General features: G+C 40.5%; 13 protein-coding genes. 11 read left to right on the top strand and 2 right to left on the bottom strand.

From position 1 onward, the window contains the following. The first annotated feature begins 111 nt into the window (after positions 1–111). From BMY70_RS14550 to BMY70_RS14540, 3 genes are all read left to right on the top strand, one after another. Positions 112–474 (top strand): BlaI/MecI/CopY family transcriptional regulator, encoded by a 363-nt coding sequence (locus tag BMY70_RS14550; protein ID WP_090336031.1) that lies wholly within the window; start codon positions 112–114, stop codon positions 472–474. Positions 475–499: 25 nt separating this feature from the next. After that, positions 500–2,509, top strand: coding sequence for a M56 family metallopeptidase (locus BMY70_RS14545; RefSeq protein WP_090336029.1), 2,010 nt, complete (start codon positions 500–502; stop codon positions 2,507–2,509). Between the two features lie 118 nt (positions 2,510–2,627). After that, the gene (locus BMY70_RS14540) at positions 2,628–3,767 is read left to right on the top strand and encodes a glycoside hydrolase family 5 protein (protein ID WP_090336546.1); all 1,140 of its coding nucleotides are present in this window, start codon (positions 2,628–2,630) and stop codon (positions 3,765–3,767) included. Positions 3,768–3,783: 16 nt separating this feature from the next. Here the strand turns inward: BMY70_RS14540 and BMY70_RS14535 are convergent, their stop codons facing one another. Continuing rightward, positions 3,784–5,307, bottom strand: coding sequence for an aminotransferase-like domain-containing protein (locus tag BMY70_RS14535; RefSeq protein ID WP_310590640.1), 1,524 nt, complete (start codon positions 5,305–5,307; stop codon positions 3,784–3,786). A 32-nt stretch (positions 5,308–5,339) separates the two neighbouring features. Between BMY70_RS14535 and BMY70_RS14530 the strand changes: the two genes are divergently transcribed. From BMY70_RS14530 to BMY70_RS14495, 8 genes are all read left to right on the top strand, one after another. After that, positions 5,340–5,975 (top strand): pyridoxamine 5'-phosphate oxidase family protein, encoded by a 636-nt coding sequence (locus BMY70_RS14530; protein ID WP_090336025.1) that lies wholly within the window; start codon positions 5,340–5,342, stop codon positions 5,973–5,975. 156 nt (positions 5,976–6,131) lie between these two features. Then, on the top strand, positions 6,132–6,719 hold the full coding sequence (locus BMY70_RS14525) for a DUF4202 domain-containing protein (RefSeq protein WP_090336023.1): 588 nt from the start codon (positions 6,132–6,134) through the stop codon (positions 6,717–6,719). Between the two features lie 509 nt (positions 6,720–7,228). Next, positions 7,229–7,618, top strand: coding sequence for a response regulator transcription factor (locus BMY70_RS14520; protein WP_090336020.1), 390 nt, complete (start codon positions 7,229–7,231; stop codon positions 7,616–7,618). 20 nt (positions 7,619–7,638) lie between these two features. Further along, entirely contained in the window at positions 7,639–8,859 is a 1,221-nt protein-coding gene (locus tag BMY70_RS14515) for a sugar transferase (RefSeq protein ID WP_090336018.1), read from the top strand. 100 nt (positions 8,860–8,959) lie between these two features. After that, entirely contained in the window at positions 8,960–9,628 is a 669-nt protein-coding gene (locus tag BMY70_RS14510; protein ID WP_090336016.1) for a TolC family protein, read from the top strand. Further along, complete coding sequence (locus BMY70_RS14505; RefSeq protein WP_090336013.1) at positions 9,625–11,811, top strand: exopolysaccharide transport family protein; 2,187 nt, start codon at positions 9,625–9,627, stop codon at positions 11,809–11,811. Before BMY70_RS14510 ends, BMY70_RS14505 begins: the two co-directional genes overlap by 4 nt. Further along, on the top strand, positions 11,808–12,989 hold the full coding sequence (locus BMY70_RS14500) for a glycosyltransferase (protein WP_090336011.1): 1,182 nt from the start codon (positions 11,808–11,810) through the stop codon (positions 12,987–12,989). Before BMY70_RS14505 ends, BMY70_RS14500 begins: the two co-directional genes overlap by 4 nt. 161 nt (positions 12,990–13,150) lie before the next feature. Then, positions 13,151–14,665, top strand: a complete 1,515-nt coding sequence (locus BMY70_RS14495) for an O-antigen ligase family protein (protein ID WP_229209610.1) — start codon at positions 13,151–13,153, stop codon at positions 14,663–14,665. Here BMY70_RS14495 and BMY70_RS14490 read toward each other — a convergent pair. After that, positions 14,650–15,420, bottom strand: a complete 771-nt coding sequence (locus BMY70_RS14490; protein WP_090336006.1) for a glycosyltransferase — start codon at positions 15,418–15,420, stop codon at positions 14,650–14,652. The two genes, BMY70_RS14495 and BMY70_RS14490, sit on opposite strands and share 16 nt — an antisense overlap. Between the last annotated feature and the right edge of the window lie 12 nt (positions 15,421–15,432).

Here is a 15,432-nt window from a genome sequence, read left to right as displayed (position 1 = left end):
GAATTAACACGACCCGACAGGTCGTGTTTTTTTTATAAAAAATTCTAGCTAAATCTTTTTTCGTACGAAATTTTTCCTACCTTTAATCCGTTAGTCATTAAAACATTAGATATGGAGCCTACAAAATCTGAACTGGAAATCTTACAAGTGCTTTGGCAGCATGGACCTTCGACGGTCCGGTTTGTCAATGATAAATTGAACGAGGAGAAACGTGCAGTTCAATATTCATCGACGCTGAAATTGATGCAAATAATGGCTGAGAAAGGGATCGTCAAACGCGACGAGAGTAGTATGAAGCATATTTACAGTCCGGCTGAGGAAGAAAGCAAGACAAAGAATCAGCTTCTCAAACGATTCGTGGACACGATGTACCAGGGATCGGCCTCAAGCCTGGTAATGCAGCTTTTCGGGAACAAAACCACTTCACAAGATGACCTGGATGAAATTAAGGAGTTTTTGAAAAAGCTGAATTAATTTTTCATTTCATAATTTATTAGCCATGAATATTGAGATTCTTAACAGAACATTTTTTCAAGAATTAACCCAAATCGTCTGTAAGACCTTGCTTCATTCGATATGGCAGGGACTTTTACTTGCTGTCGTTGCAGGCGTTGTATTGATGGCAACAAAAAAATCGCGTCCTGCACTACGTTACAATCTTCTGTCGCTGGCGTTGCTGATTTTTGTTTTCGCCAATGCCTTTACCTTCTTTTTAGAATTCAGCACATTTCGTCGCGGCAGTAGCCATTCGTTTAGTAACACTACATCAATAGGTGAAATTTCAAAATTAGGTAACAATGCCGGTTTTCGGAACTGGTATGAACTGTCAGCCGCAGAAGTGCCGGTCAGTTTTTTTAATAATTTTATTGCTGAAAATGCTGCGCTGATCGTCGTTATCTGGCTGCTGGTTTTCAGTTACAAATCTGTTCGGGCTGCTGGTGGACTGTTTTTTATTTATCGATTAAAAACAAGTGGAAAATCCGAGACGGAAGAGGTGTGGAAGAATCGTCTTGAAATACTGGCAGAAAAACTTGGTCTAAAACGAAAAATTCAATTTTTCCAGTCTGGGCAGATTGATGTACCGATCGTGACAGGAATTCTGAAACCCGTTGTTTTCGTGCCTCTTGGCTTTTTCACTAACCTTACCCATGATCAAATCGAAGCGATTTTACTTCATGAACTAGCCCATGTAAAACGTCGTGATTATCTGATAAATCTTATTCAGACTTTTGGTGAGAATATCTACTTTTTCAACCCGGCCGTGCTTTGGATTTCATCACTCATCCGTGACGAAAGAGAGCATTGTTGTGACGATCTGGCTATTTCTGTTCTACAAAACCAACAATCCTTTGTCGAAGCGCTGGTTTATTTTCAGGAATATAAAATGTATTCCGCTTCGTCTGTCATGGCTTTTAACGGCCGTAGAAATCATCTGCTTGACCGGGTCAAACGCATTATCTATAAAAATAATAAATCTCTAAACGCCATGGAAAAATTATTTGTAACAGCCAGCTTACTTACCGCTACTTTTTTAATCGCAGCTTTTTCACCGTCTGCAAACGTAACCCTGAAAATGGATAACGCGAAAAAGCAGACAGAACTGTTCCCTGCAACAAGCACCAAAGATGCATTTTTGGCCCGGAAAAAAGAAAGCGGAAAACTTGCTGCGCGCAAGCCCGAGATTACTGTTTTAGAAATAAATAACAATATAGACACGCTTCCCGGAAAGTATGATCGGATTCAGATCAATTCGGGTGTGAGTAATATTGAAACTACTAAAAATAATAAACGCTACGAAATTCAGGAAGTTGACGGACAATTAAGATCGTTAAAAGTAGATGGGGAGGCGATCCCCGAGGATAAATTTGGCATATATCAGAAAGAGTTGAATGAGATTTCTTCTGAGGTGAAAGAACAACGGGAAAATGCAGAAATAGCTCGGAAAGATGCTGAGAAGGCAAGGGGCGAGGCGGAAATATTAAGGAAGCAAGCTGATGGAATGCGTATTGAGGCTGAAAAAATGAAGGAAGCCGCTGGAAAAATGCGTGAACAGGCGGCCGGATTAAAAGCGCTAGCGGATGTGAGCAGACAGCATGCGGAAGAAGCGAGAGGTTTGGCTGAAACGGCCAGAATCGAGGCAGGCAAACATCGCGAGGACGCTGAAAGCATGAGAAAAATTGCCGATTTAAATCGGGAGCAAGCAGCAGAGCATAGAAAGCTTGCCGAGGAGCATCGTAAACTCGCTGAGGTTTCGAGAAAGCAGGCAGAAGTAAACAGGGCCGCTTTTCAAAAGCTGCAGGAAGAGTTAATAGACGATCTGATAAAAGAAGGTGTGATAAAAGATGAAAATAATCTCTCCTATAAACTTAATAGTGATGAGCTTGTTGTCAACGGGGTAAAACAGGCTCCGGCGGTTCACCAAAAATTCAAGCACAGGTACGTGAAAGAAGCGGGGTGGGAAACGATCTATAATACCAATGGCAGAACCGGGATAAATATTAAAAAATAGACTTTTTAACTAGAGGAAAACCACAGGGTATGCGAAGATGCTCTGTGGTTTTTTTTTATCAAAACAGTAAAACAACGCTTGCCTTGTTTTTTGTAGATGTTACTATATGGATATTCGTATGCAGAGGAGAACATTTATCAAAAATACCGGAATACTGGCAGGAATGAGTTTATCAATACCGGATACTTTCGGGATGCCCGATGTTAAGGTAAAAAATAAACTTCCAAAATGGAAGGGGTTCAATCTGCTGGATTTTTTCTCTCCGGATCCATCATCAGCACGTAAAAAAACGGATGAGGATCAAATTAAATGGATGAGCGACTGGGGTTTTGATTTTATCCGGTTGCCGATGGCTTATCCAGCTTATATCCAATTCGATCGGAGCAGGAATATTACGCCGCAGGAGGTTTATCAGATCGATGAAAAGGCAGTAGAAAGAATTGAAAACCTGGTTTCAATTGCGCACAAGTATAAAATGCACGTCAGCCTTAATCTCCATCGTGCTCCGGGATATTGCGTAAATGCCGGTTTTAACGAACCGTATATTCTTTGGAGAGATCAGGAAGCCCTTGATGCTTTTTGTTTTCACTGGAACATGTGGGCAAAAAAATATAAAAATTCTTCTACTGACCTGATCAGTTTCGATCTCTTAAATGAGCCAAGTTTACGGGAAGACATGAACGATCAGTTATCAAAAAGAAGTTCAGTTCCGGGGGCTGTTTATAGAAAAGTAGCATTGGCGGCATTCGAGGCGATACGAAAAGAAAATCCAAAACATCTGGTCATTGCGGATGGGAATGACGTTGGATCAAGTGTGATACCTGAAATTACGGATTTGGATATTGGCCAAAGTTGCCGCGGATATCATCCGGGGATTATTTCGCACTATAAAGCGCCCTGGGCAAATAAGGATCCGGAAAATTTGCCTTTGCCAAAATGGCCTGGACAGGTAGGCAACCAATATCTTGGCAGAGAAATGCTGGAAAAATATTACAAGCCCTGGATTGACCTTGTTAATAAGGGTGTTGGCGTTCATTGCGGCGAATGCGGTTGTTGGAACAAAACGCCACATGCTGTTTTTCTTGCTTGGTTTGAAGATGTTCTGGATATTCTCTCTTCAAACGGGATTGGATTTTCTTTATGGGAATTTGCCGGCGATTTCGGTGTCCTGGATTCCAGGAGAACAGATGTGGCGTATGAAGATTTCCATGGTCATAAACTCGACCGGAAACTTCTGAATTTGCTGCTGAAATACTAGGTAAATTGTTCGGAATCTATTTGATTTTCAACAGATTTTTCAGGATTTCAACGCTTTGTTCAAGTTCCTGCGAAGTTGAGGATGCAAATCCCAGGCGCGTACCGTTCAGTTTGTCCGGAATCAAATTATTTTCGCCTCCATCAGAAAAATACAAATTTTTCGCCATGGCTTGTTCTGATAAACTTTTCAAATCTATACTTTTATCAAATTTGGCCCAGACAGCCATTCCGCCATCCGGTGTGTTAAAATCCAGATAATTACTCAAATTTGATTTTAAAAGGCTGCAGAACATATCTCTTCGCTGTCGGTAAATACGCACAGATTTTCTTAAATGGCGTTGAATAATACCATTTTGAAGAAGTTCAGCCATCGCGTTTTCAAGCATATTGTCGCCCTGACGGTCAATAATCCTACGAAGCCGGGAAAGATGATTGATCACATTTTCCGATCCCACAAGATAGCCTACGCGGAAAGCGGGCGAAATGGTTTTAGTAAATGAGCCGCAATAAAGCACCATCCCTGCCTGATCGGCCCCGGCAAGAGGCAGCAGAGGCCGACTCAAATAGTGAAAATCGTAATCATAGTCGTCTTCAAAAATGATAAACCCGTATTTTTCTGAGAGTGCCAATAACTGAAGCCGGCGATCAGCACGCAACGCAACTGTGGTAGGATAGTGGTGGTGGGAAGTGACATACAACATCCTCAGAGATTGTTTTTTACAGATATTTTCCAGTGCATCAACATCGATTCCATGTTCGTCGGCTGGAATCTGCAGGATATTTGCTCCTGCCTGAATGAAATTCATTCGTGCACTTGCCCAACCCAGATCTGTTATCGCGACATTATCCCCTGATTTTAACAATCCGGTGCTAGCGAGAAAAAGGCCCATCACTGTACCACGAATGACAAGAATATTTTCAGGACTGGTTTTCAAACCTCGGGTTTCATTTAAATATACCGACAGCTGCTGTCTTAACCAATAACTTCCGGAAGTGTCCCCATATCCCAGCTTAACATATGGGTTACCGGTGATCAGTTGCGTTCGGTATGCTCTTGAAAGTTCTTCCAGAGGCGCAAATCTGGGGTCAGGAAAACCGTCGTCAAGATGTAAAGCTGCTGTGTTTTTCAAAACAGCCCGATGCAAGTGAGGTTTGTCTTCAAAAGAAAAGCCTGCGACTTTCTTTGAATCAAAGTTTTGGTTTTTATCGTCTTGCAACGGCTGCGGCTTAATTTCCGGGAAGTGAGTCGCGACAAATGTCCCGCTGCCAAGTTTGCTTTCAAGCCAACCCTGTGCTAAAAGTTCGTCATATGCCCGGACAACCGTTTTCCGATGAATATTCAGAGCTTTTGCCAGCTGCCGGCTGCTCAGTAACTGGTGTCCGCCCTGGATAACACCTTTTCTGATTAAATCAGTTAATTGGTTGGACAGCTGCAAGTATACTGCAAGCTTGTCAGTTTTGTCAATGTGAAGCATAGAAGAAAGCGGCTGCATAAACTGGACTATCGCTTTTGTTGAAATTGGATTATTACACTCATCCAATAAGCAAACATATTTGTAAAAAAACAAATATTATGTCAGCACCACTTTCCCACCTTGTTCCGAGCCGTTCAGCAAAAAAAGCGCGCTTCGATGCCGAGTCTATCTATCCTATCCTGGATGAAGCGCTCTTTTGCACGATTAGTTACTCAATTGATAACAAGCCATTTTCTATTCCGACATCATTCGTCAGGTATGAGGACAAAATTTATATACACGGCTCGGTAGGAAGCCACTTTATCAGACAGATAGCGACTGGAATTCCGGTTTGTATAACCGTAATGCTTGTAGACTCGCTGGTCGTAGCCAAGTCGGCGTTCAGTCACTCTGTCAACTATCGGTCAGTGGTTATTTTTGCAACGGCGGAGGTTGTGGAAGATTATGACCAGAAACTGGCATCTTTTGAATGGCTGACAAATAAAGTGGTACCCAATAGTTGGGAATATCTGCGTCCGGTTAAACCTGGCGAAGTGAAAAAAACAACGGCTCTTGCTTTCAGTTTGGAAGAAGCTTCCTTAAAAGCGCGGTCGGGCATGCCGAATGATGAAGAGGAAGATCTTGGCCTGCCTATCTGGTCGGGACTTATTCCTTTGTCAAACAAAAGGTTAACTCCTGTTAGTGACGAGTTAAGCGAAAATATTCCCTTGCCGGCGCACTTACAGCATTTATAGCTGGTCCGGCAATTTTTGAATCGGGGTTTGCGGTCACAGTGTATGTTGTGATCGCAAGCCCTTTTTGATTTGCCGAACCTGGGCCATTAAGTATGTGATTCGTGCTGTATTTATCCTTTATTTGCAACATTGTTGACTATGTTTTCAAATTTCACCATGGATAAATTAGAAAAAGCCTTCACCCTTTTTGATACCTATAATAAAAAGTCGCCAGAGAAAATTGTTTGGGAAGGCGAAGAATATCCTTCCGAATATTTTTTTGCCCTGAAACTCTATGACTGGGTTAAAAAGCTGGAACCGGATGCGTCTGAAAGTTTGCTGCTCGCATCGAGGGCGCAACATATCGGGCGATGGGAAATACCCAGGAAAACTTATCCTGACGGCAGAGTAGGTTATTTAAAGTGGCGCAGTGATCTGGGAAAATTTCATGCGCAAACGGCAGCAGCTTTGTTGGCAGAAGCCGGTTATGATGAAGATATTATAAAACGTGTGCGTGAAATTATTCAAAAGCAAAGGTTAAAAGCAGATGCAGATGTTCAAACCATCGAAAATGCACTATGTCTGGTATTCCTTGAATTTCAGTTTGACGATTTAATTGAAAAGCTGAGCGAAGAAAAAATGATAGAAATTCTCCGCAAAACGTGGGGGAAAATGAGTGAGCCCGGAAGGCAATATGCCCTTGGAATGAAGTTCAGCAAACAAGGCACTAATTTAATAGCAAAAGCGCTAAATGATGATGTGTAACTTCGTTAAAATCATTTGCCATAAAAATGAATAGTCAATGTGAAGATCCTCTGATAGTTGTACTTCTTCAAGTTGCTTTTTTTACTTCCCTTACTTCTGTTTCATTTACTAAACTATTGGCATGACGGCTCCATCTTCTGCGCCGTCATGCCTTATATGTGATGAACTGATGCCGAAATTTCTAAAAGACTTAACATTTCTGGGACAAGAATAAAATATTATTGGGTTCCCTTTGGTGATTGTAGACATTGTTCGTAATTTTACTTTGTAAGTTATTCGACATATAAAATACATATAGTCTTACAAATTAACCACGAAATATTGTTGCTTTCTGTTAAACACAAGTTTGATTTTATATCACTTTTCCCATATTTTGAATAGAGCAATGTGTTCGTTGTCAACGCGTAAATTTTTTTACAAAAACACGCGGCGAATTATTTCTACAAATTCTAATCTGGACTATACACGCATTTGAGAAATTTTAAAGTATATCCGATTTTACTCAATATATGAACCCACGAAAAAGCTTACTGGTAATGGATGATGAGCCAAGTATTTGTAAAATACTTGAGCATTTTTTGAAGAAGGATTTTAATGTGTTTGTCAAAAGTGATGGCGCAGAAGGTATGTTATGGCTGGAAGAAGGGAATGAGGTTGACCTTATCATAGCTGATTTACAAATGCCTAATTTGAATGGAAAAGAATTTCTAAAAACTGCACGAGCAAGTAATCTTTACGCCGATATCCCCGTGATTATACTTTCTGGCTCAGATGAAAGTAGTGAACGGATTCAATGTCTTAATTTGGGAGCCGATGATTTCATGGTAAAGCCGTTTAATCCGGTAGAAGTCCATGCCAAAATCAATGCCATTTTAAGACGTAGCAAAAGATACTCCTGATACTGTAAACCTGCAACATAATGGAATGGACAAGCCAGTCTGATGGTACTTCTGTGGAAACCAAAGTATCCCCTTCTGCACAGTACCGAATTGCTTATCTTACAAAAGATTTTGAACAGTATCTTTGGTTCTCGGCCAATTATGGCTCGTATCTTCAGATAGAATATTTCGAAGAAAAAGAAGGTCTGCTAAAGGCGATTCAAGAATATTTTCCCGCAGACGCAATTCTTGCACATGTCAAGAGCGGAGCTTGGGAACTTTTGGACACCGTAAGAAATAACCCTGGATTTGGGAATATTCCATTTATTGTACTGGTAGATAATCTGAATCCGGCTGTCATCAAAAATGCCAAAGCGAAGAAAGCTGATGACATTTTTGCAACTGATTTTTCGGAGGGTGACCTTCTGAACAGGCTGCATTATTTTACAAAACGTAAATGGTATGTTGCCAGGAAAGCATCTCAAAAAATCGAATCCGAAAAAAATCAAACTCCTTTTTGGAAAAGAACGATCGACATCGTGTCAACGGGCACGGCTGTAATACTATTGTCTCCGGTGTTTATTCTGGTAGCATTGCTCATCAGACTGGACTCTAAGGGACCGGTGTTTTATAAATCAAAACGCGTTGGAAGCGGATACAAGATTTTTGACCTTTACAAATTTAGGACAATGCGGACTGATGCTGATCAAATGATCCGTAAAATGGCCGCTTTGAATATGTACAATGTTAAGACGACTGCTGCTGAGGTAAAATCAGAAAATTCAAATCTCTGTGAAGTATGTCAGAACGGCGGATCTTGCAATAGAAGATTATTTCTGGATGGTAAAGAAATTTGTGAAAAAGTCTATCAGACACAGAAGGACCAAAAAGCAGCTTTCATGAAATTCCAAAATGATCCCCGGATTACAAGGATCGGAAATTTTCTACGCAATACAAGTCTGGATGAGCTGCCACAGCTGATCAATATCCTGAAGGGCGATATGTCTCTTGTTGGAAATCGGCCTCTACCACTTTATGAAGCAGAAAAGTTAACCACGGATAGGGCCATTCTTCGTTTCGCAGGCCCGGCTGGCCTGACCGGGCTTTGGCAAGTTACAAAAAGAGGAAAGGGGAAATCGGATATGTCTGAGGAAGAAAGAACGGAACTGGATATAACTTATGCCAAGAATTTTTCCTTCAAAATGGATATGGAAATTATTTTAAAAACATTCCCGGCGCTGTTTCAGTCAGAGAATGTCTAGATGGCATATCTACTTTTCCAGAAAAGCTCCCTCGAAGAGATTTTGTTCAGCTCTTTAATCATACGCAATCTTGATCAATATTATACGTACTATTAAATTAATGCGATACGTCGTTTTTTTGATACTGTTTTTTCTATTCCCCACTTTTGCCAGCGCGCAGGAATCTTTGGCGCAGGAGATATCGTTGCCGTTTCTTGAAAAATTGGTAGAGACGGCGAAAGTGAATTACCCGCGAATGAAAATGTATGACTCTAGAATTGAAATGGGGAATATGGGTGTCAAAAAAGCCAAATTGTCCTATTTTGATATCCTTTCATTTTCTTATCTGTATAGTCCGAACCAGACCGCAGCCACGATAAATCCCGGCCTACTTCAGGGCTATCAATTCGGATTTTTTATAAATATCGGATCTATAATTCAAAAGCCGACGGTTATAAAACAGGCCAGGGCAGAAGTTAAGGTAACGCAACTCGAAAAAGATGAATTTGAGCTAAATCTGGAAGCAGATGTAAAAAAACGTTATTTTACTTATATTCAATCGGTTATGCTGTTGAGAATAAAGTCGGATGGATTGCTGGATATAGAAAGTTTACTTAAAGAAACCAGGTACAAATTTGAAAAAGGAGAGGCCACGTTGCAGAATTATAACAACGCATTATTGGCCTACTCAAACCAGTTACAGACCAAGATTTCTACAGAAGCGGAAGTTTATATAGCTAAAAGTAATTTGGAAGAATTGTTGGGACAAAAACTTGAAACTATAAAATGACAGAGCTTCGACAATTTTTTCGCTTATTATATAAAAACAGAATAACGCTGATTCTTGTACCGCTTCTTACGTTAGTGTGTTGTTTTTTTCTTGTAAGGGAGCTTCCGGATCAATATAAGTCGCATGGCAGCATTGCGACCGGACTTGTGGATAAGACGGAGCAGGTTTTACCGGATGGGGAAGGCGAACAGGAATCCGAGATAAACCGGAAGTTCGATAACCTGATCCAAATGATGACACTTAAAAAAGTGTTGGACCAGGTTTCATACCAATTAATATTGCATGATCTTAAGGCTCCTATTGATGGAACTTTACGAAAAGCTTCCGCATCTTTAAAAGATATGAGCCAGACGGAAAAGAAGAATGCAATTGCGATTTTCACCAGAAAATTAAAATTAAGAGAAGAGCTGTTTCTTCAGCAAAAATCAGAGAAAGTACTGCACGACCTGCTTGAAGATATGCAGTATGACCATGTTTCCTTGCAGGAGAAAATTACAATCTATCGGCTGCGTAGCAGCGATTATATCAATATAGATTACGAAGCGGAAAAGCCTGAGCTGACAGCGTTTGTAATCAACACACTGGGAAATGAATTTATAAGCTTTTATTCATCACGTCTTTCGGATAATAATTTGAAGGCTATCAACTTTCTGGGAGCGTTCTTGACTCAGAAGAGAGATGCATTAAATGGAAAGATGAATGAGCTGAGAAATTACAAGATCCAAAATCGGGTGCTTAATCTAAATGAGCAGGCGCGGAGTTTATACGGACAGATTGCTGATTTTGAAACAAAGCGCGAGGCGGCCGAAAAAGATGTACTCGCATACGCAGCAGCAGTGAAGAATATTGACAATAAGTTTAATCCGGCAGACAGACGATATCTTGAAAGCAGTCTTTCAGGAATAAATCAGAGTATTGTGACATCCAAGCAGCAGTTAAAGGCTTTAAATGATGCCTATATCAGGAGCAACTTTGAGCCGAAATACAAAGCCAGTATGGATTCAATCCAGAACAAGCTGACTTTGAAAATACATGAGGCGACGGATAGTTATATTTACAGCCCCTTGGTTGTGAAAGAAAATCTAGTGGCGCAGAAGCTGAACATGGAGATCGCACTTGAACTTTCCACCAACAGTATTTCTTCCATTCTTAAAGAATTAAGACGTCTTAATACAAAATTTGATGGTCTAGTACCGAACGAGGCGAAAATTCAGGAATACGAAACCGGGATTGATATCGCCAGCAAAGAGTACATCGAAGCACTGCAAAGGTTTAATAATGCAACGCTGGAATCAAGTTTTCCGGCGCAGTTGAAATTTATTGAAAAAGCAATGCCGGGCTCGGTGCAGCCTTCAAAGAAAATGGTATTACTTATTCTTTCTGGTATTATCAGCTTATCTTTCTGCCTGTTTGTTTTCTTTATTTTATTCTATCTTGATAAATCCATTCGGTATCCGATCCAGCTGGCGAACGAAACGGAAATTCCGGTACTTGGCTATTTGAACTATGTTAATGAAGGTCTTAATCTAAGTCAGCTTCAGGACGAAAATGCAAGCGAGAAATCGATGAGAAGATTTAGAAATCTTATCAGGTCTGTTCGTTATGAAGTGGATATTGAACATTCCGATCCGAAAATTATTTCGATTACAAGTCTGGTTGAAGGTGATGGTAAAACGTTGGTAGCGCTAAGTCTTGCCTGGGCATTTTCGAAAGTGAACAAGACGGTATTGGTGATCGATGGCAATTTCAATCATCCCCAAATCACAAGATTAAATGATGGGAACGTCTATCTGGAAGATTTTTTTGGTAAATTAAATAGTGCAGGTCCTTCGGCAGGCAATGGCCAGATTAGCTTTTTAGGAAACAAGGGTCTTGATATTTCGCTTGCTGAAATTGCAAGTCAGAATGTGATTAGTGAGAAGTTCCATTATTTGAAATCTCAATATGACATAATTCTTATCGAAACAGGCTCACTCGTTTCCATGAACAAGGCGAAAGAGTGGATTTCGTTTGCAGATATCGTTCTTGGGGCCTTTGAAGCAGGACGTTCAATTCATACGGAAGATAAGTCCAAGCTGGTTTATCTCAAAAACCTGCATACGAAGATGGCAGGCTGGGTTTTGACGGGAGCGAAAGACATCTCAGAGCAGACAGGAAAAACAGTTAAACAGGCTGACTTATGATACTGATCAAGTCTTTCTGGATTTTATTGCAAATACTTATTGGATATAATTTGGTCTTTCCTATTCTTCTTTCAATATTTTACAAGATCCGGAATCGAAGATCGGATCTTAAAAACAAAGTGGCGAGTCGGGGAGAGGCGGATTATGCGATTATTGTAACCGCCTATGAACAAACGCAACAGCTTCCTGATGTCATAAATTCTCTCTTGAAATTAAATTATGATAATTATCTGATCTACGTCGTCGCCGACAAGTGTGATATTTCCGGATTGTATTTTGATAGCGATAAAGTTATTCTGCTTCGTCCGGAGCAAACTCTTGCAAGTAATACAAGATCCCATTTTTACGCAATTAATCATTTCAAAAGACCGCACGAAAGGCTTGCGATAATCGACAGTGATAACCTGACAGACTCAGGATTTTTAGTGCATTTAAATCAGTGGTTCGATGCTGGTTATCAGGCAGTTCAGGGATTGAGGGCTGCTAAAAATATTGATACAACCTATGCCTGTCTCGATGCGGCCAGGGATATTTACTATCACTACTATGATGGGAAAATGTTGTTTGGAGCGGGATCGTCTGCAACCCTTTCGGGTTCTGGAATGGCTTTTACAACCTCACTGTATGTTAAATGCCTGGGACATCTGGACATCACCGGTGCCGGTTTTGACAAAGTGTTGCAAAACGCAATTCTGCAACACGATCTTCGAATCGCTTTTGCGGAAAATGCAATCGTATACGACGAGAAAACCACAGGAACCGACCAGCTCGTCAACCAAAGGGCCAGATGGATTAACACTTGGTTTAAGTATTTTTCGCTTGGGTTTGGGTTGGTTTTCAGCGGGATAAAGCGAGCGAGCTGGAATCAATTTCTTTTTGGGCTGGTTCTGTTGAGACCCCCGCTTTTTATATTTCTCATCATCTCTTTATTATTTTTTGCTGCTAACCTGTTAATTTCTATTCCCGTAGCGTTAATTTGGCTTGCGGGGCTGATGGTTTTCGTATCAGGCTTTTTTATCGCATTGCTGAATTCCCCAACCGACAAAAAGATTTTTGACTCATTGAAAAGTATTCCGTCGTTTATGTTTTATCAGGTTCTTTCTCTGATTAAAGCAAAACGTGCGAATCAGATATCAGTCGCTACAAAACATTCTTATCACCAGAACGACAAGGCATAATTTGATATGAAAGTTCTACCGTCTAAAAAGCTGAAAAAGGGTTCTGATTCTGATTTGACAAAAACAGAAAGGATTACGCAAAAATTAGCATTGATGGTTGTGTTTATCGGAGTTTTTATATTCTTTTTCAAGATTTTATTTCTTTAACCTGCCGTCAAAATTTGAATTTCATTCCCGAAAGCAGTAAAACTTTAAGCGAAAGGCTCAAACCGGGTGCGCTGATTGTGCAGTTGAACAAACCGGCTGCCTTAATTGTGCTGTTTTTATTTTCAATAACGATTGGATATGTTTCCATAAAGGGGGGCATAGTTGCGGGATTGTTAATCTTGGTCGCAATGGTGGCTCTGCCAGTCGTGTATGCTATCGTGGCCTATCCGGTATTTGGGGTGATCGTCTTAATGACGATGGCCTATGCCCTTTTCTTTATTTTGAGATTCGGCGTTAACTTTCCTCTGGGAACAGTATTGGATGGTATTCAAGGTCTGTTGATTCTTGGGTTCTTTATAAAACAACGAGCCAAACCAGACTGGAAAGTATTCAAAAATCCGATATCTACTGTCATTCTGATCTGGATTGGCTACAACATCTTGGAAGTCGCGAATCCGTGGGCCGAGTCCCGGCTTGCCTGGGTTTACACGGTAAGGTCAGTAGCAGTTATTACCATTATGTACTTCGTGTTTCTTTACCAGTTGAGATCGGTTTCGGCAATACGTCTCATATTTAAGGTTTGGCTGGTACTATCGTTCATTGGTGCGTTGTATGGTTTCAAACAGGAATTTATTGGATTCTCGGATCGTGAGATGGCGCAAATGGAAAGCGACCCGCTGACTGTGGCACTTCTATTTATAAACGGAGTCTGGAGGAAATATTCTATATTTTCGGACCCCGTTGCATTTTCTTATAATATGGTCATCACTGCTCTGCTGTGTATTTCATTGATATCTGGACCTGTCAAGCAATATAAGAAGATAATTCTGGCCATAATGACGGTCATGATGCTGATGGCGATGCTTTATTCGGGGACACGTGGTGCTTACGTACTTGTTCCGGCAGCGTTGATTCTATTTGCATTACTTAATTTTAGCAAAAGAATTATGATTTTTACTGGTTTCGCTGCATTCGGTATTGCTGTAATGATATTCATGCCAACGTCCAGTCCAACAATTTATCGTTTTCAGTCTGCGTTCCGCCCGTCAGAAGACGCATCTTTCAATGTGCGGAAACAAAATCAGGAGAAGATCAAGCCGTATATTTTGAGTCATCCAATGGGTGGCGGCTTAGGTGCAACAGGCGTTTGGGGTGTTCGATTTGCTCCTAATTCTTACCTAGCGTCATTTCCGCCTGATAGTGGTTATGTTCGTGTGGCAGTAGAAATGGGATGGATTGGGTTGTTTTTGTTTTGCTGTCTGATGTTTGTCATTTTAAAGACAGGAATACAAAATTTTTATAAAATTAAAAACCCGGAGCTGAAATCGTACTGCATGGCGATGACGCTAATTATTTTTGCGCTTAATATCGGCAACTATCCGCAGGAGGCGCTTGTTCAGTTCCCTAATAATGTTCTGTTTTACTTATGCATTGCATTAATTCAGGCGACATATCTGATTGATCAGGAGGAACAAAAGAAATTCGCTGACGCTAATACTCAAAAAGTAGTATTTCAGGAGAACAGGTAATCAAAATTGAATTTAAGATGTCTGTAAATGTTCCGTGCCGCGACCATAAGGAAATTATTATTCTCCCGAAGAAAATTTCGCTTCATCGTACTAGGTTCTTCGCTGGAATTTACCTGATCGAACAAACCATTGATATCATCGTAGAAAATAGCTTTACCTTTTTTCTTTAGGAATGACATCATCATGTCGTATTCCGTAACATCTCCTTTAACACCTTCGTGATACCGCCCGAATTTTTCAAGAAAAGTAGTTTTCCTTAAATGAGGATGATCGCTGTATACATAGAATTTGCGATAGCCGGGAAGTAGCAGGCTGAACAGTATTTCTGAAAATCCGTCTCTTAAAGGTTTAAGAAAAGGATACTTGAAATAGGCGTAAAATCTGGCCATATCTATTTCCGGGCGCTGTTCCAGAATTTCAACGGCTTTTTGTAAACTATCAGGAAATGTCGATTTTGGGACGAAGTCTTCCTGAACATAAAGTGTGAACGGACTGCTAACTGCATCCTGTCCCTTGTTAATATTATTTCCCAGGCCCTTGTTTACCGGTGTTGTTATTAAAGAGAAATTGTATTTATGCTGGATAGATTTCAGATAGTCGAGATGCGAACTTTGGCTTCCGTCGTCCGAAACGACAACTTCCGAAAATTTACAGTTGAGTTTTTCAAATGAAATTAATAGTCTTTCAAGAGAAGAACTGCGGTTGTAGTGTGTAACAAGTAATGTAATATTTGGAAAGATATAGGGCTCGTTCATAAACGCAGGAAG

It is taken from the genome of Dyadobacter koreensis (assembly GCF_900108855.1).
Lineage (GTDB): Bacteria > Bacteroidota > Bacteroidia > Cytophagales > Spirosomataceae > Dyadobacter > Dyadobacter koreensis.
This window is presented reverse-complemented; position numbering and strand designations above follow the sequence as displayed.